This window comes from Bartonella sp. F02, assembly GCF_026929975.1.
Classification (GTDB): domain Bacteria; phylum Pseudomonadota; class Alphaproteobacteria; order Rhizobiales; family Rhizobiaceae; genus Bartonella.
Window position 1 is genome coordinate 1 of sequence record NZ_JANHOK010000001.1, and the last position, 17,275, is coordinate 17,275.

Annotated in this window: 18 protein-coding genes; 9 read left to right on the plus strand and 9 right to left on the minus strand. The window is 38.0% G+C overall.

Going from position 1 to position 17,275, the window contains the following annotated elements; all coding sequences use genetic code 11:
- From NPY00_RS00005 to virB11, 4 genes are all read left to right on the plus strand, one after another.
- Positions 1-604, plus strand: a 604-nt coding sequence (locus tag NPY00_RS00005) for a virB8 family protein (protein ID WP_269019971.1), incomplete at its 5' end; no start/stop codon positions are given.
- A gap of 26 nt (positions 605-630) precedes the next feature.
- Entirely contained in the window at positions 631-1,431 is an 801-nt protein-coding gene (gene virB9, locus NPY00_RS00010; RefSeq protein ID WP_269019972.1) for a P-type conjugative transfer protein VirB9, read from the plus strand.
- A complete protein-coding gene (virB10, locus tag NPY00_RS00015; RefSeq protein ID WP_269019973.1) occupies positions 1,431-2,585 on the plus strand; it encodes a type IV secretion system protein VirB10 in 1,155 nt (384 codons plus the stop codon). Before virB9 ends, virB10 begins: the two co-directional genes overlap by 1 nt.
- Positions 2,560-3,621, plus strand: coding sequence for a P-type DNA transfer ATPase VirB11 (virB11, locus tag NPY00_RS00020; protein WP_329957986.1), 1,062 nt, complete (start codon positions 2,560-2,562; stop codon positions 3,619-3,621). Before virB10 ends, virB11 begins: the two co-directional genes overlap by 26 nt.
- Before the next feature lie 610 nt (positions 3,622-4,231).
- Here the strand turns inward: virB11 and NPY00_RS00025 are convergent.
- The 8 genes from NPY00_RS00025 to rimM all read right to left on the minus strand — a co-directional run bounded on the left by NPY00_RS00025 (position 4,232) and on the right by rimM (position 11,087).
- Positions 4,232-5,011, minus strand: coding sequence for a succinate dehydrogenase iron-sulfur subunit (locus NPY00_RS00025; protein WP_269019975.1), 780 nt, complete (start codon positions 5,009-5,011; stop codon positions 4,232-4,234).
- A gap of 14 nt (positions 5,012-5,025) precedes the next feature.
- Positions 5,026-6,870 (minus strand): succinate dehydrogenase flavoprotein subunit, encoded by a 1,845-nt coding sequence (gene sdhA / locus NPY00_RS00030; protein WP_269019976.1) that lies wholly within the window; start codon positions 6,868-6,870, stop codon positions 5,026-5,028.
- A 5-nt stretch (positions 6,871-6,875) separates the two neighbouring features.
- Complete coding sequence (gene sdhD, locus NPY00_RS00035) at positions 6,876-7,262, minus strand: succinate dehydrogenase, hydrophobic membrane anchor protein (RefSeq protein WP_269019977.1); 387 nt, start codon at positions 7,260-7,262, stop codon at positions 6,876-6,878.
- An 18-nt stretch (positions 7,263-7,280) separates the two neighbouring features.
- The gene (gene sdhC / locus NPY00_RS00040; protein WP_269019978.1) at positions 7,281-7,682 is read right to left on the minus strand and encodes a succinate dehydrogenase, cytochrome b556 subunit; all 402 of its coding nucleotides are present in this window, start codon (positions 7,680-7,682) and stop codon (positions 7,281-7,283) included.
- Between the two features lie 657 nt (positions 7,683-8,339).
- Positions 8,340-8,699 (minus strand): hypothetical protein, encoded by a 360-nt coding sequence (locus NPY00_RS00045; RefSeq protein ID WP_269019979.1) that lies wholly within the window; start codon positions 8,697-8,699, stop codon positions 8,340-8,342.
- 469 nt (positions 8,700-9,168) lie between these two features.
- Positions 9,169-9,609: a 50S ribosomal protein L19 gene (rplS, locus tag NPY00_RS00050; protein WP_269019980.1), complete on the minus strand. Its 441-nt coding sequence runs from the start codon at positions 9,607-9,609 to the stop codon at positions 9,169-9,171.
- 198 nt (positions 9,610-9,807) lie between these two features.
- A complete protein-coding gene (gene trmD, locus NPY00_RS00055) occupies positions 9,808-10,506 on the minus strand; it encodes a tRNA (guanosine(37)-N1)-methyltransferase TrmD (protein WP_269019982.1) in 699 nt (232 codons plus the stop codon).
- Positions 10,503-11,087 carry a ribosome maturation factor RimM gene (gene rimM / locus NPY00_RS00060; protein WP_269019984.1) on the minus strand — a complete coding sequence of 195 codons (585 nt, stop codon included), beginning with the start codon at positions 11,085-11,087 and terminating at the stop codon, positions 10,503-10,505. Before rimM ends, trmD begins: the two co-directional genes overlap by 4 nt.
- A gap of 149 nt (positions 11,088-11,236) precedes the next feature.
- On the opposite strand from rimM, the gene NPY00_RS00065 reads away from it, so the two are divergent.
- Entirely contained in the window at positions 11,237-12,061 is an 825-nt protein-coding gene (locus NPY00_RS00065; protein ID WP_269019986.1) for a SapC family protein, read from the plus strand.
- 14 nt (positions 12,062-12,075) lie between these two features.
- A complete protein-coding gene (locus NPY00_RS00070; RefSeq protein ID WP_269019987.1) occupies positions 12,076-13,032 on the plus strand; it encodes a tyrosine recombinase XerC in 957 nt (318 codons plus the stop codon).
- Between the two features lie 21 nt (positions 13,033-13,053).
- On the opposite strand, the gene NPY00_RS00075 is transcribed toward NPY00_RS00070, so the two are convergent.
- Positions 13,054-13,332: a BolA family protein gene (locus NPY00_RS00075; protein WP_269019988.1), complete on the minus strand. Its 279-nt coding sequence runs from the start codon at positions 13,330-13,332 to the stop codon at positions 13,054-13,056.
- Between the two features lie 121 nt (positions 13,333-13,453).
- On the opposite strand from NPY00_RS00075, the gene NPY00_RS00080 reads away from it, so the two are divergent.
- The 3 genes from NPY00_RS00080 to cobT all read left to right on the plus strand — a co-directional run bounded on the left by NPY00_RS00080 (position 13,454) and on the right by cobT (position 17,117).
- A complete protein-coding gene (locus NPY00_RS00080; protein WP_269019989.1) occupies positions 13,454-14,074 on the plus strand; it encodes a J domain-containing protein in 621 nt (206 codons plus the stop codon).
- Positions 14,075-14,244: 170 nt separating this feature from the next.
- Positions 14,245-15,231: a cobaltochelatase subunit CobS gene (gene cobS, locus NPY00_RS00085; protein WP_269019991.1), complete on the plus strand. Its 987-nt coding sequence runs from the start codon at positions 14,245-14,247 to the stop codon at positions 15,229-15,231.
- A 14-nt stretch (positions 15,232-15,245) separates the two neighbouring features.
- The gene (cobT, locus tag NPY00_RS00090; RefSeq protein WP_269019992.1) at positions 15,246-17,117 is read left to right on the plus strand and encodes a cobaltochelatase subunit CobT; all 1,872 of its coding nucleotides are present in this window, start codon (positions 15,246-15,248) and stop codon (positions 17,115-17,117) included.
- Positions 17,118-17,275 lie beyond the last annotated feature (158 nt).

Genomic DNA, 17,275 nt, shown 5'->3' on the forward strand with positions numbered 1-17,275 from the left:
TGTAAAGTCACGTCGAAATGCATGGCGAATCGCAGGTATCACCTGCGTTTTTGGTTTACTTGGTATGGCATGTGGTGTTGTGGGGTTTTCTCAGCCAGCTCCAACGCCCTTAATATTGCGTGTTGATAACGCTACCGGTGCTGTCGATGTTGTTTCAGTGATGCGCGAACATGAAACGAGCTATGGTGAAGTTGTAGACATATATTGGCTCAATCAATACGTACTTAATCGCGAAAGCTATGATTATGATACGATTCAGTTAACTTATGATACTGCAGCATTATTGAGCGCGCCAAATGTTCAACAAGAATTTTTTAGTATTTATGACGGTGACAATGCTCGTGACCGAGTTCTTGCCAACAGAGCACGCATTACTGTAAAAGTACGCTCAATCCAACCCAATGGACGTGGTCAAGCAACCATACGTTTCACAACACAAAAGCACAATAGCAATGGCACCTATGAACCGCAACAGCATATGATTGCGACGGTTGGTTATACATATGTCGGTGCACCAATGAAATCATCTGATCGCTTGCTTAATCCCCTTGGTTTCCAGATTACGAGCTACCGTGTTGACCCAGAAATGCTTTCGAATAATTGAGGTAAATAATTGAGGTATTGGTTATTATGAAAAAACTTGCGTTTGTTGCCTTACTATTGCCCTCGCTTTACGCGACGCCTGTGCAGGCACTCCAAACTCCGTTCAGTTCGCAACATGATCATCGAATCCGTTATGTGACTTATGATGGAGCTGATGTGGTTCAAATCGAAACCGTTCTTGGGGTTGCAACACATATTATCCTTGAAGAGGGTGAACAATATATCACGCATGCTTTTGGTGATTCTGAAGCATATGCTTTTGCCCACAGAGGGCGTCATATTTTTATTAAGCCCAAAGCAGAACTTGCCAATACTAACCTCATTATTGTTACAGATAAACGGAGTTACAAATTTCGGTTACAGTTCCGTAATGACCGTGCTGGTGCTACCTATGAATTAGCTTTCCATTATCCTGAAACTGATGCTAAAAAAGTGCAAGAAAGCAAGCGACACGTCGCAATTGAACGTGCTTTTCATAAAGGAGCCAAAACCTATAATCTTAATTACACCATGAGTGGTGATAGAGATATCGCTCCGATTAACGCTTGGGACAATGGGCTTATCACTTACTTTAAGTTTTCTGCCAATATGGATATGCCTTCAATTTACGTTGTTGATTCTGAAGGAAAGGAAAGCTTAATACCACGAACTGTCATGGGTGATTCTAATAACATTATCGCTCTTCATAAAATCAATCCTAGGTGGATAATACGGCTTGGTAATCGCGCCTTAGCTATCTTTAATGAAGCTTATGACCCCAATGGTGTGCCAAACACGACGGGTACGATATCCCCAGTGGTTCATCGCATCAATAAAGGAGATAAATAATGTTCGGTCGCAAGAAAGGAGATGGAATTAACGCGAGTGTAGAGCTGGATTACGTTGAACAAAAGCATATTACGGGTGATTACGGTCACTCCAACTTAGATTCGGAACGTCGTCCAACTGTGCCCGGTATGCGTGCATTGTTAATAGCAGTGTTTATTGCCGTAATAGCAATACCGCTTGTATTATCTTGGAAAGCTTGGAATATACGCAAAAACACTCCTGAGCATGAAGAAAAGCAACAAGAGGTAGTTGAACAAATTATACCTAGCTACACACCTCGTATCATTAAAGAAGAAACAGAGAGTGTAGAAGAAGCAGTGCACCCAGAAGAAAATCTTTCTCAAACATGGTCTCAGCTCATTCAAACAACGATTCCATCACAGTTGATTAAAGATACCGAAGAATTAGCTCGTAGACGTATGCTCAATTCGAGCCTTAATACTTCTTCTGACTCAGGCAGCAGTGGCTCATCTTATCAATCAAATGATACCGCAACGACAGAAAATAACCATGAGCTATTTAATCAATTGCAACCCGTGCAATTAAACAAGTCGCGTGCTCATCAACTTAAAAATCGTGATCTTATTATCACACAAGGAACGCAGCTTGATTGTATCCTTGAAACCAAAATCATTACAACACAACCAGGTATGACTACGTGTCATTTAACACGTGATGTCTATTCCACCAGTGGTCGAGTTGTGTTGTTAGATCGTGGTTCAAAAGTTGTTGGATTTTATCAAAGTGGTATTCAACAAGGACAATCTCGCGTTTTTGTTCAATGGTTACGCGTTGAAACACCTTCTGGCGTTGTTATCAATCTTAATTCACCAGGCACTGGTGCATTGGGTGAAGCTGGTATTGGTGGTTGGATTGATCGGCATTTTTGGGAGCGATTCGGTGGTGCGATCTTAATCAGCGTTATTACTGATGTAGGAGGCTGGTTAAAAAATAAGGCAAATGCAAAAGCTTCTGACGAAAAAAAGTCTCCTCCATTGCCAGATACTCAAAATGCTGAATCAGTTGTTACAGAATTACTGCATAATTCAATGAACATTGAGCCAACACTCTACAAAAATCAGGGTGAACGTGTGAATATTTTTGTTGCTAGAGATTTGGATTTTAGTGATGTCTACACTCTCACAACAAACTAATCGGATTCAAAAAGATCAAGCGGTTGCACAGCTTCTGCGACCTCTTGATCGCTTTTTAGAAATTCCAGAAGTGACTGAATTATCAATCTGTCGTCCTTGTGAATTGTGGACAAAAACTTTCGAAGGGTGGCAGGTACACAGTGTACCCGAATTAACGGCATCTTTTTTGCAAACTCTTGTAACAGCTGTCATTGTTTATAATGGTCTAACACCTAAAAGTGTTAACAATGTCGTGTTACCTGGAGGACAACGGGGTGTCATTATTCAGCCCCCCACTGTCATCGATGGAACGTTGTCATTTGTAATTCGAAAACATTCTCTCGTGGTCAAAACACTTGATGAACTCAAGGCTGATGGAGCTTTTAGTTCTTTTAATGATGTGAGTTTCAATAAACCTTCGGCACAAGAAGCAAATAATCTTCTCTCCGTGCAAGATTTTACACGATTAGAACCGTTCGAAGTTCATCTGTTGCAATTAAAACGAGATAATCAAATTTGTGAATTTTTAGAACAATGCGTCCTTTATAAACGCAATATCATTATTTCAGGGAAAACTGGATCAGGTAAAACAACATTTGCTCGATCTCTTGTTGAAAAAGTCCCTACAGAAGAACGTATTATTACAATTGAAGATGTTCATGAACTTTTCCTTCCCAATCATCCTAATCATGTGCATATGCTTTATGGTTATGGTGCAGGTCGGATTTCTGCTGATGAATGTTTAGAAGCATGTATGCGCCAATCACCTGATCGAATCTTTCTCGCTGAATTGCGTAGCAATGAAGCATGGGAATATCTCAATTCGCTCAATACTGGACATCCCGGATCGATCACAACAACACATGCGAACAATGCTTTACAAACATTTGAGAGATGCGCGACACTCATAAAGAAATCTGAAGTTGGTCGTCAGCTTGATATTCAAGTAATAAAGCAAGTTCTCTATACAACAATTGATGTTATATTATTCTTCAAAGATCGAAAGCTCACCGAAGTTTTTTATGACCCAATTTTTTCTAAATCAAAAATGGCTTAAATAAATTTTTGAGAGTTTCTTTTAAAATTTAGTCAAAACTTGTGACATATTACTGCAGTTTTTTTGTATCTGAAAATACAGTTTTTGAATTTTCTTCTTCATAAGACCAATTGAGGAGGAAAGTGGATTTTTCACATAGACATAAATACAGCGCCTTTAATAAAGGGTAGGATCTTGTTCCGCTCTGCGTAAATCTGCACGTTGCATTTTAATTTACGAACTAAACTTTACGAGTTTTTTAAAATAATGAGAAGAAATGCTGAAACGGCATATGATCTACAAAAATAAAATTAAAACAATCTAATTCAAAAAGATTCGTTTAGAAAAAAAGAAAAATTTAAAAATGTATTTCAGCAATAATCTATAATGATCTTCAGTGTCATTGATATAACTATTATAGTTCTTCTAGATAATTGGGTCTCATTGAAATAAAAAGCTTTCATGAGTCTTTTTTAATTAAATGAAAAACAATAAAGTGCTTGATATTGATCAAACACTTTAATCTTTTCACACGAGTATCATTCATTAAATGATTTATGAATAAACTCAAACGCCGCAGTCCACAGAAGAAGAGTGCTCTATATTTTCTGTTTCTTCTAGAACAAAATTTTTAAAGACTGCGCTCAACCATTAACTTTTTAATCTCAGCAATTGCTTTTGCTGGATTTAATCCTTTTGGACACGTTTGCGTACAATTCATAATTGTATGGCATCTGTAAAGTCGAAAAGGATCTTCCAAATTATCAAGACGCTCTCCACACATTTCATCTCGAGAATCAGCAATCCAACGATAAGCCTGAAGTAAGATAGCCGGACCTAAATAACGATCCCCGTTCCACCAATAACTTGGACATGATGTCTGACAACACGCGCAAAGAATACATTCATAAAGACCATCAATTTTTTGGCGATCAGAATAGCTTTGTAGCCACTCTTTTTCAGGTTCAGGCGATACCGTTTGCAACCAAGGCTCAATCATACGATGTTGCGCATAGAAACGCTTTAAATCAGGAACCAAATCTTTAACAATTGGCATAGAAGGAAGCGGATAAACTTTAATTGGATGTTCTACCTCATCCATACCTTTAGTACAGGCCAGCGTATTTTTTCCATCAATATTCATCGCACATGAACCACAAATACCTTCACGGCATGAACGACGCAGTGTTAAAGTTGGATCAATATGATTCTTAATAAACAAAAGACCATCAAGAATCATCGGCCCACAAGCAGATCGATCCACGTAATAAGTATCAAGACGAGGATTTTCTTCATCATCAGGCGACCAACGATAAACATGAAACTCGGTCAGTTTTGTTGCGCCTTCCGGTTTAGGCCAAACTTTTCCGGCTTTAACTTGAGAATTTTTGGGCAGCCTAATTTGCACCATAATTCATTTTCCCCTTAGTAAACACGTTTCTTAGGCACAATACGTTTCAAGTCAATCCCTCCATCTGCTTCAGATGTCAACGGATCCACATGAACAGGCCTATATGATAAGGTCACTTTCCCATCTTCTGACAAACGTGAAAGTGTATGCTGACGCCAATTTTTATCATCACGTTCTGGATAATCTTCACGCGCATGTGCACCACGGCTTTCCAAACGCGCTTCCGCGGAATAAACAGTCGTTATTGCATTTGCCATCAAATTCTCAAGCTCTAATGTTTCTACCAAATCAGAATTCCATATCAAAGAGCGATCAGTCACTTTAATATCGGAAAGCTCATCCCAAATTTTACTGATGCGCTGACATCCTTGCTTTAAAGAATCCTCTGTCCGGAAAACTGCAGCATCTTCTTGCATCGTACGCTGCATTTTCTCACGCAATACCGCTGTTGGAACAGCACCCCGAGCAAAGCGTAAACGATCAAAACGCGCCATAATTTCATCAACTGCTGCTTCATTAATTGGTGGAATTTTTGCTTCACGGTCGATTACTTCACCCGCACGAATTGCTGCAGCACGCCCAAACACAACCAGATCAATCAACGAATTCGAACCCAAACGATTAGCACCATGAACCGATGCACACCCCGCCTCACCTACAGCCATCAAGCCTGGTTGTATGCGGTCAGGCGAATCAACGGTTGGATTTAAAACTTCTCCATGATAATTGGTAGGAATACCACCCATATTATAATGAACTGTTGGGAGAACAGGAATAGGTTCTTTTGTCACATCAACGCCTGCAAAAATACGGGCAGATTCAGAAATTCCTGGTAAACGTTCGTGCAATACAGCCGGATCAATATGACTCAGAACCAAATGGATATGATCCTTCTTTGAACCAACACCGCGTCCTTCACGAATTTCGAGCGTTATACACCGTGAAACCAAATCACGTGAAGCTAAATCTTTAAAAGAAGGAGCATAACGTTCCATAAAACGCTCTCCTTCAGAATTGATCAAATATCCTCCTTCACCCCGAGCCCCTTCTGTGATTAAACAACCAGCACCATAAATTCCTGTGGGATGAAATTGAACAAACTCCATATCCTGCAACGGTAATCCTGCACGTGCAATCATTCCTCCACCATCACCCGTACACGTATGAGCTGATGTCGCGGAAAAATAAGCACGCCCATAACCACCTGTTGCCAGCACAACCATTTTCGCAGAAAAACGGTGTATTGTACCATCATCAAGGTTCCAAGCAACAACACCTGTACACACACCATCTGTCATAATCAAATCAAGTGCAAAATACTCAACAAAAAACTGCGCATTATGTTTCAAACTTTGCCCGTAAAGCGTATGCAAAATTGCATGTCCCGTACGATCAGCCGCTGCACAAGTTCGCTGCACTGGAGGTCCTTCTCCAAATTCTGTTGTATGCCCACCAAAAGGACGTTGATAAATTTTACCCTCCTGCGTCCGCGAAAAAGGAACGCCATAATGCTCTAACTCATAAACAGCGGCAGGCGCATTACGCACTAAATATTCCATCGCATCCGTATCACCAAGCCAATCCGATCCCTTGACAGTATCATACAAATGCCATTGCCAATTATCAGGTCCCATATTTGAAAGTGACGCAGCAATTCCACCCTGAGCAGCAACTGTATGTGAACGTGTTGGAAAAACTTTTGTAATACACGCTGTCTTTAATCCTTGTTCAGCCATGCCAAGCGTTGCACGCAAACCAGCACCACCTGCACCAACGACAACAACATCAAATTTATGATCTTCATAACGATAGGGTGCGTTACCCACTTTAGCGCCCAAAGATGATTTTGTGCCCACCATACTGCTTAAACCCCTAATGCGATTTTTAAAAGGGCAAAAATCATTACACCGCCCATAATAAAACAAAATAAAACATTCAACACGAGAAATAATATCCGTACACTTTCTCGTGGAATATAATCTTCAATAACAACCTGCATCCCAAGTTTCATATAATACAGGCTTACAAAAACCATCATCCCCATCAAAACAGCCACAACGGGATGTGACAATCGTGTATGAACAACACTATAATCTTTTCCGACAACCGAAAGAAAAAGAATAAGAAAAAATATAAAAAACGGCACATTAATAAAGCTTAATAAACGCTCCGACCAAAAATGTTCTGTGCCTCTATGCGCACTGCCAAGACCGCGCACCTTCCCCAGTTCTGTTCGAAAATCTTTTTTCATCTGTCTCTCCACCCCTAGCTAAATGACACTATACCCAATAATCCAGATTGCAATAGTGAGAATAAGAGAAATAAAAACTGTTGCCCACGCAATCAACGTTGCTTGTTCTTTCGCTAAAAGACAAGGATTCATGTCCAAAACAATGTGGCGAATACTACCAACCATATGATGAACCCCAGCAAGAGTATAAAGAAATAACAAGCAAAGCCCAGGGAGTGATCCGTAAATTCCATTAACGGTATTAAATATGTCTCCTCCACAAGCAAGCGCCACTAACCAAAGAGCAAGAAATATCATGCCAAAATAGAGAGCAATACCAGTAATGCGATGTCCAATTGACATCGCCATCGTGATTGACCACCGATAAATAGTCAAATGAGGAGAACGAGGGCGAGCTTTTGTCCTAACTTTCTCTGTCATAAAATATCCTGACCTGGCTTTCCTGCAACTTTATCATAAGCGAGTCCCCCGCATAAACGACCAAGTGCATTACTTTTCACTTGCTCAGCATTTTACGATGCTGATTTTCAGGTCGGTTGTTTAAAATGACGGATTAAAGGTCACGCATAAAAAAACCGATCGTTTTGCAAGTATTACACTGCAAAACACGTACTGTTTAATACAATTTTATCTTCACGTCAAAGGTCTAACGCCATTTCTTACTGGTAAACGAATATTTTTTCATACTCATCGCATTTTATTTTCAAATATCGGTGGAATATTTTACAATAATAACAATAGCTTTTATAATAACGAAAACTGCAATTGTTATAATTGAAATAAGTTGTATCAATTTTGATTGTTGGTAAACTACAATGATTTTCTTTGTAAAGAATAAAATTCTTCAAGATTTATAAAATATTTTTTTATCATCATTCTTCATAAAACAATAAAAAATAAGACAAGAATCAAAACAAATATAAAAAAAGATAAAATGGTTGTGATAAAGAACAACCATTTTATAGACACGATTAACTCTTCCTGCTCGAAATCCTGCTCGAAAATCTTCAAATCAAGAATATGACTTACAAAAAGATTTCTAATAATAATAAATTATTTGAAAAATTGTGGTACTTTTTACATAAACAGCGCAATGTTTTGTCCACATCGAGATGCCAAACGCAGTATTAACCTATCATAAAACCACATGAGAATAAAAGAACCAAAACCCATTATGAATCCCATGACCAAGGGAAAACTTATTGGTGCAGAGCTATTAATTGCTATAAAAGCTGTCATTAAAAGCATTATTCCACCTAAACCCATAAAGATTTTTAACACTAAACGTACCGGAAAACGAATCCACATAAGAAAAAGAAAAATAGAATAAATTAACGTATTAGAAGTATTACCTTGATGATATTCTTTGTATAAAGGAGCTCCATCATGTTCTTCGCGAAGATTGTTTTCTTGTTCATTATTTGTGTTACTTGTCATTGATATCCCCTTTTTCATATTTCGAACACATTCAGCATGTTTTCTTACAAAAAAAAACACAATATGCAAATGTTAAAGTAGTTATTGAACTAAATTGCAATATAATTGATATCACTCAAATTCCATGAGTCATCAAAAATTTAAAACTCTAAAAAGAACGTGAATTTAAATCAGTATACTATTTTTAGAATTATACTGTTTTATAATTTATGAAAAATGAAAAGCGCAAATTCTTCAGAATCGTGGCGTATTCTGTTATTATTCTGGAAGATGAGAGTAAGCATTTGAAAAAAATATCTTGAACTGCATCGTATTAAACGAAACAGAAAATGAGCCCACGTGTTCGAATCAACATCGAAGAACCGCTTCTTTTCACTGATCACAACACTTCAAGCCATGACGATTAAGCTTTTCAAGATGTTCTAAAGTGAATCCGTGGGACACTATCTTTATAATATCTATTAAAAATTTATTCAGTCGTCTGATTTCCAGCACTTTCAACAACGACTTCTGTGTCTGCTGCTTTTGCAACTGCAGAATTCTTCTTTCGATAGTCTCTCTTTTCAGAAATACGCGCAGCCTTACCTCTTAAAGCACGAAGATAATAGAGTTTTGCGCGACGAACTTTACCTCGGCGAACAAGTTCAACACTTTCAATTAAAGGAGAATAAACCGGAAACACACGTTCAACACCTTCACCATAAGAAATCTTACGAACGGTAAAAGTTTCATTTAAACCGCCTCCTGAACGTGCAATACAAACACCTTCATAAGCTTGAACACGCGTCCGCGTACCTTCCGTTACACGCACCATAACACGTACTGTATCCCCCGCCTGAAATGCTGGAAGTTGACGTTTTTCTTCAATCTTCGCGCATTGCTCAGCTTCAAGCTGTGCTATAATATTCATGTCTTTCATCCTTCATGCTCTTTATCGAACAGCCAGAGCGCTCAACTCTTGCCGAAAAAAGTTTTCTCACATGACAAGAAAACATCTTTCAGGCTATGCTTGACACAGGAGCGAATACACCATCTCTTAATTTATGTTTTGATTCACAGAAAATTCTCTGGAAAATGTGTTGTGCAATACACTATCTTGCACAATGAATCAAGTTTTCTGACGATCTTTGTTGTAAAGAGAATAAAGATCAGGTCGACGTTGCCGCGTCAGCAATTCAGCTTGCTTCTGTCGCCAATCTGCAATCTCTTTATGATGACCCGACATCAACACTGATGGAATATTATATCCTTCAAAAACAGAAGGACGCGTATAATGGGGATATTCAAGCAAACCATTTTCAAAACTTTCATATTCTCCAGAAGCTTTATTTCCCATAACGCCAGGAAGAAGACGCACAATAGCATCCAAGAGAACAAAAGCCGCTGTTTCTCCTCCAGAGAGAATATAATCCCCAATAGAAACCTCTTCCAATTTTCGTGCCTCTATCACACGTTCATCCACTCCTTCGAAGCGCCCGCAAATCAACGTCACACCTGTTCCTGACGCCAAAAAACGGGCATAAGCCTGGTTAAAAGGGCGTCCGCGTGGACTGAGTAATAACTTTGGCGAATCACTAGGAATGCTATCAATGGCAGCTGCTAACACATCTGCTCGCATCACCATTCCAGCCCCACCACCAGCCGGTGTGTCGTCAACGCTATGATGTTTATCGAAAGCGAAATCTCTAATCTGCACTGTTTCTAAAGACCATATTCCACGTTTTAAAGCTTGCCCAGCTAAAGAATATCCCAAAAGACCAGGAAACATTTCAGGATACAATGTCAAAACACGTGCTTGAAACCTCATTTGGTTATTCCTTTATCTTCATTTTTTAGTTCAAGCTCTTTACTTAATTCTTTATCTTCAGATAAACCGGCTGCAACTGGGTCAATTACAATAAAACCAGAATCCATACAAATTTTTGTTACCGCTGCTTTACTAAATGGAATGAGAACTGTTTTGCGTGAAATTAATCGTATTTCCAATAAATCACCCGCTCCAAAATTAAACAAGCCGCTCACTTCGCCCCAAAACTGATTGACATCATCATAAACACGAAGCCCAATCAAATCGATTTGATAAAATTCATCCTCATCCAAATTATCGGGCAATTGATCACGTTCTACATAAAGATTAATTCCTTTTAAAGCTTCCGCATCATTGCGTTCTTCGACACCTTTAAAGTGAGCAATCACACCTTTTTTTTGTACTCTAAGTGTTACAATTTCATAAGAACGCCCTATTTCATCATAGAGAATACCATATGTCTTTAAAATTTGTGGTTCAGCACTAAATATTTTGAGCCAAACATCTCCTTTTATACCATGAGCTGCACCAATAACAGCAATCCAGGCTTTCTTTTTATTTTCTTTTCTATTATGTTCCATATGAAAACAACATTTCTTTTAAGTAAATTGAAAGACGTAATTCTTAGTCCATATTTTTTTTAATTTTGTTGCCATATCAAAAATCTCTTGAGAAGACCTTTTTTGATGACAAAAGTAAATTAATAAAGATTAATAAAAGGAGACATCTTATGGCAAATATTATGCTTTTTTATAAGAACATTATTCCATTCAATAAAATCACTCATAAAAATTTTAAATTTGTCTCTCCCAAAGATATGTCTTTTGCCAAAGATACGCATTGGGTTCCTTTAGCGGGAAGTGAATTTTTTCAAGCTGCTGTAGATTATCCTATTTTGTTTATGAGCGCACTCGATGAACAAGAAAAGCGACATTATACATCTGTGGCTCTCGTTGGTCTTTCTAATAATGAAAATGACTATATTGCTGCCGATAAAAGTTGGAAAAAAGTTGCATATATCCCGGCTTTTGTTCGCCGCTATCCTTTCGTTCTTGCACAAATTCCCAATGAAAAAGAACTTTCCGTTTGCTTTGATCAACAATCAGGGATGTTTAATGAAGTTGAAGGAACAAACCTCTTCAACTCAGATGGATCTGTTTCACCTTTTATGGAAGACCGTATCCGTTTTCTTGAAACATTTAGAGTTGCGATGGAAAAAACTTCTGAGTTCATCGACACCCTCGTAAGCATGGATCTTTTGAGCCAAAAATCAATTAATGTAAAAGACGATAAAGGGCTATCAGCCTTATTAGAAGATTTCTGGATTGTAGATGAAGAGAAACTAAATAAATTATCGGCTCAGCAGCTTGCAAAACTGCATAAAAATGGCTTCTTAGGGTGGATTTTTGCGCATCTTATGTCAATGAACAATCTTGTCAAAGTTCTCTCTATGAGAAATGAAAATCAAATGACAAGCAATAACACAGATCTCTCCCAAAAAGATAATCCTACCAATGACATGAAACCTCAAAACAAGAAAGAAAAAACAAATTAATACTATCTTGAAAAATGAGCAAAAAAAAAGACAAAAATAGTGGTCTGCTTCCAGCAGACCACGCTATTTTAATCGCGAGAAAAAACTGGTTAGATAATCTTGTAAAAACACGTCGTATGGCTATACATACAATAAATGCTTATGAACGTGATACACGGCAATTTTTATCTTTTCTCTGTCAACATTTAGGACACCAACCAACCTTCAAAGATCTTGCTAACTTACGTGTTGTCGATTTTCGTTCTTACTTAGCTTATCGTCGTACATCCAATATAAGTTCGCGTTCTTTAAGCCGAAATATGGCGGGTTTACGCTCTTTCTTCAAACATTTATCTCGCGAAAAACTTGTTGATGTTCCTGCTGTCAAACTTACGCGCACCCCTAAACAACCAAAGTCACTCCCTAAACCTTTAGCTATCCACGCTGCTCTTAAAGTTATCAAACAAGAAAATCAACAAGAAGATGAACCATGGATTACAGCACGTAACGCTGCAGTTTTAACCTTGATGTATGGTTGTGGAATGCGGATATCAGAAGTTCTCGCACTCACTCCAAAACATTTTTCTCATTCCGAAATCAAAAGTCTCTCCATCATTGGAAAAGGTGGAAAAACACGCATTGTTCCTCTTCTCAAAATCGTCCACGAAACAGTACAGCATTACCTTCAATGTTGTCCTTATGTTTTAGTGAATGATCAACCAATGTTCCGAGGCGCTCGAGGCAAACCTTTGCAACCTGCGATTATTCAACGAGCCGTTCAAAATTTACGCACTCACCTCGGTTTGCCAGAAACGGCAACACCGCATACACTACGTCATTCTTTTGCAACGCATCTTTTATCGCGTGGAGGCGATTTACGTACCATTCAAGAGCTTCTTGGTCACGCAGATTTATCCACAACACAAATCTACACCCACATTGAAACAGAACATTTGCTAGAAATTTATCAAAAAGCGCACCCACGTGCTTGAAAAAATGATAACATAAACACATCAAACCGCTTCAACTTCAAGCGCCAAGGCATGAATATTTTCTGCTAATTCCTGTTGTAAAACTTTATAAATCGCACGATGGATTTCTACTCGCGTCATTCCTGAAAAAAAAGAAGAAATCATCTTCACACGAAAATGTGTTTCTCCTCGCCCATCAAAAATATGATGTTCATGATGATGCCCAGCATGAAGATGGCTCTCATTAATCACTTCAAGTGTTTGTGGGCAAAAAGCATCATTAAGCTTTGTTTGAATCACCATTTGGACAGAAAGAGGCATCTTTTTCCTTTCACAAAACGAATATTGTGTATTGCTTTGTTTTAAAAAACATAAATATGAAAACACATTTTTTAAAAAGTCAATTCTTGTAAAATGAGTCAATTTTGCATAAGTCAAAAATATGACTACAACATCTAAATTATTCGACTCGATTCGTATTAGCTCCAATAAAGGAAAAAAAACCGAGACACAAACACAACAGTGTCAGTGGGAAGGGTGTGAAAAAGAAGGATCACACAAAGCACCAGCAGGTCGAAATCGTGAAGGACAATATCTTTATTTTTGTATCAATCACGTACGCGCCTATAATAAAAATTTTAATTATTTTTCAGGTTTGAGTGATGAGGATATCGCAAAATTTCAAAAAGATTCTCTCACAGGTCATCGTCCTACATGGTCAACAGACATGAGAAATAGCACTTCTAAAAGAACAGCTGCCGATTATTCAAAAATCCGTTCTGGAACTGCTGCTTATCAAAACCGGATGCATAATCCTTATACTCTTTTTACTCAATCTCATTCAACAAGTACTCGCACACGAAAAGTAAAACCTTTAGAAGCCAAAGCTTTTGACACTCTAGGATTAAAAACAAATGCTTCAGCCCAAGAAATTAAAGCAAAATATAAAGAGCTTGTCAAAAAACATCATCCTGATTCTAATGGGGGAAATCGTTCTTCAGAGGAGCGTTTTCGTGCTGTTCTCAACGCCTATAATTTACTCAAAAAATCTGGCCTGTGTTAAAGCTTTAATTGTTCCAACTAAACCGTTTCATTCTGTTTCAATGGGTAATATAGCAAGTTATTCTTTAATCTTTTCATAAGCCTCTTCATAGAACATTGCATAAGTGTCTTATGTCCTGTATTGTTTTTTTTCTTGAAGTGGTAAACAGCGGCAACTCCTCTAAATAAGCAATGACAAAAACAAATCTTACTGACGACAATATACCTGACATTACAATTTGCGCTCGCGATGTATTTAAAATCAATACGGATATGGAAGTTCCCGCTTTTAGTATCAAAAGCCCGCATGTTCCTGATATAGATCCTAATTATCTTTTTGATCAGCAAACGACTTTAGCCATTTTAGCAGGTTTTTCTTTTAATCGTCGCGTCATGATTTCTGGTTATCATGGAACAGGAAAATCAACACATATTGAACAGGTTGCCGCGCGTCTAAACTGGCCTTGTGTTCGAATTAATCTCGACAGTCACGTCAGTCGCATCGATTTAGTAGGAAAAGATGCTATCGTTTTAAAAGATGGGATGCAAATCACAGAGTTTAAAGATGGTATTTTACCCTGGGCTTATCAAAATAACATTGCTCTTGTTTTCGATGAGTATGATGCAGGACGACCTGATGTTATGTTTGTCATTCAACGCGTGCTTGAAACCTCTGGACGCCTGAGTTTACTTGATCAAAGTCGTGTTATCTCACCTCATCCAGCTTTTCGTCTTTTTGCAACCGCAAATACCATTGGCCTTGGTGATACAACAGGACTTTATCATGGAACACAGCAAATCAATCAAGCTCAGATGGATCGTTGGTCGATTGTTGCGATATTAAATTATTTGCCTCACGATACTGAAGTCAATATCGTATATTCAAAAGTTCAAGCTTTTCAAAATACTAAAGGTAAGAAAATAATTTCCTGCATGGTGCATGTTGCTGACATGGTTCGGAAAGCTTTTATCAATGGAGATCTTTCAGTCGTTATGAGTCCACGGACCGTTATTACTTGGGCAGAAAATACAACCATTTTTCAAGATATTGGCCTTGCTTTCCGTTTAACTTTTCTTAATAAATGTGATGAACTCGAACGCGCAACTGTTGCAGAATTTTATCAACGTGCCTTTGGGAAAGAACTTTCCGAATCGTTTAATTATAGTCTCTCGCCTTAAGGAATTGCTTCATCATGACCGCAAAAAATGGCGATAACGGTCAAAACCTGACAAAACTCGTTTCCAAGAATACTTTTGATCTTGAATCTTTTAAAAAAGCCACTTCCACTTGTATTCGCGCCATTTCTGGAGAACGCAATCTTGAAGTTACTTTTCGTCACAACAAACCATTACTCAACGGAAACTACGCCTATTTACCAGAATTACCACAACACGCAACAAACAAAGATATTGCGATCACTCGTGGATTAAGCGATTCTATAGCTCTTCGAAAAGCATGGCATAATAACCACATTCACGCTCAATTTGCACCACAAGAACCAGAGGCACGCGCTATTTTTGATGCGCTTGAGCAAACCCGTGTTGAAGCAATCGGTGCTTTAGCAATGGAAGGAATCGCACAAAATCTTGATAGAATGCTTGCTGATAAATACACAAAAGCACATTATCCGCTCATTAAAAATCAAAATGAAGCTCCTATTCACGAAGCCCTTGCGCTTTTATTACGTGAAAAAATAACAGCACGTCTTCCTCCAAAAGAAGCAGGTCTTGTTTTAGAGTTATGGCGTCAATCAATCGAACAAAAAATTGCATCAGAGCTCTACGAACTGACAAATCACATCTATAACCAACACGTTTTTGCGCAAATTGTCCGCAAAATGCTTGTTTCTTTAAAGATGTCCACTCAGCTTGAAGCAGACCCTAACGAATCCAACAATAAAGAATTAAAAAATGAAGATAATACTGACAATAAAATAAAAACAGAGAGCGATAAAGAAAAACGACTTCAAAATCAAAAAGAAGAAAAAACCGAACAAGAATGTGATGAACAAGACGAAGGGAAAACACAAGCGACACAATCTAATGATCATGATCAAATAGGATCAGAAAAAACAGATCCTTTGTCACAGAAAACAAATAATTCTAAATATCCTCTGCGTTCTTTGCAACAAATGGAACATCTTACGGATTATAAAATTTTTACCAATCAATTTGATGAAATTTTGGAAGCCACTGATTTCTGCTCTGAAAGTGAATTAAATCATTTACGTCAGTGTCTTGATAAACACGTCAATCATCTTCAAAACATTGTTGGTCGCTTAGCCAACCGCCTCCAACGTCGCCTTATGGCGCAACAAAATCGTGCATGGAGTTTTGATCTTGAAGAAGGATATCTCGATACTGCAAGGCTTCCACGTCTTATTATTGATCCCATGCAATCGCTCTCTTTCAAAATAGAACGCAATACACAATTTCGTGATACAATTGTTTCACTTCTCATTGATAATTCAGGCTCAATGAGAGGTCGACCAATTACTGTTGCTGCGAGTTGTGCAGATATTTTAGCGCAAACTCTTGAACGTTGTCACGTTAAAGTTGAAATTTTAGGTTTTACAACTAAAACTTGGAAAGGTGGACAATCACGTGAAAAGTGGATTGAGCAAAAAAAGCCAAATCATCCAGGACGCCTTAACGATTTATGTCACATCATCTATAAAAATGCAGATACTCCTTGGCGTCGCGCTCGCCGCAACTTAGGTTTAATGCTACAAGAAGGCTTACTAAAAGAAAATATTGATGGTGAAGCACTCATTTGGGCTCATCAACGTCTTTTATTGCGACGTGAATATCGCCGTATTCTTATGGTGATCTCCGACGGTGCACCTGTTGACGATTCAACACTTTCTGTTAATTCTAGTTATTATCTTGAAAAACATTTGCGCGCTGTTATTCAAGAAATCCAAACACATTCACCGATAGAATTAGTTGCTATTGGCATTGGCCATGATGTAACACGTTATTATCAACGTGCTGTGACAATTGGAAGCGCTGACGAATTAGCTAATGCGATAACAAAACAATTAGAAGTACTCTTTAAAACTTAACAGCTCAAATAGATTTTTTCTTCATCAAACCTATTATAAATCATAAAAATATAGAAATCTGTATTTGATGATATACCATACGCTCAAGATCAATAGATATAAGTGCTGTCAAGCATATTTCTAAAAAATGCCTTTTTGATAGTTTTACAAAGAAATAC